Source organism: Pseudomonas sp. HY2-MNA-CIBAN-0224 (genome assembly GCF_040310285.1).
Taxonomy (GTDB): Bacteria; Pseudomonadota; Gammaproteobacteria; order Pseudomonadales; family Pseudomonadaceae; genus Aquipseudomonas; species Aquipseudomonas helleri.
In genome coordinates this window covers 1-493 of the sequence record NZ_JBEOPQ010000163.1, presented here as the reverse complement: position 1 = coordinate 493, position 493 = coordinate 1, and the positions used below count along the sequence as shown (strand labels likewise).

The window sequence follows — 493 nt, the reverse complement described above, 5'->3', positions numbered from 1 at the left end:
CGGTTACGCGCATCGGTATCAGCGAAATGCAGCATGATGCCTTGGTTTTCAGTTTTGATGCCTTTGATCGCGATACGCTCAGCCCGTAGGTCACGACGTACATCGCGGCTCGCACTAGTCAGGCGTTGATCGAGAGCCTTGTCCATGTCAACTTCTAGTACAAAACGAACACCACCGCGCAAATCGAGACCAAGCTTCATCGGCTTAGCACCGATATCACGCAGCCACTGCGGGGTCGTCTGCGCTAAGTTAAGCGCGACCACATAGTCTTCGCCCAGATTCTGGCGCAGTACTTCCTGAGCTTTGAGCTGCTCGACGGGGTTATCAAGACGTACCAGCGCACTGTTGCCTTCAAAGGTACCATCATGATTATTAATTCCAGCCTCTTCGAGTAAGCTTTGAGACTGGGTTAAGATACCATCAGACAGCTGCGTACCTGCTGCGGCACTTGTAATCTGTACGGCAGGTTCATCAGGATAGAGGTTAGGAGCAG

1 pseudogene is annotated in these 493 nt (G+C 52.1%); it reads right to left on the bottom strand.

Annotated features, from left to right (window positions below):
* Positions 1-493: pseudogene (gene secD / locus AAEZ03_RS25845) on the bottom strand (protein translocase subunit SecD); the annotation flags it as partial.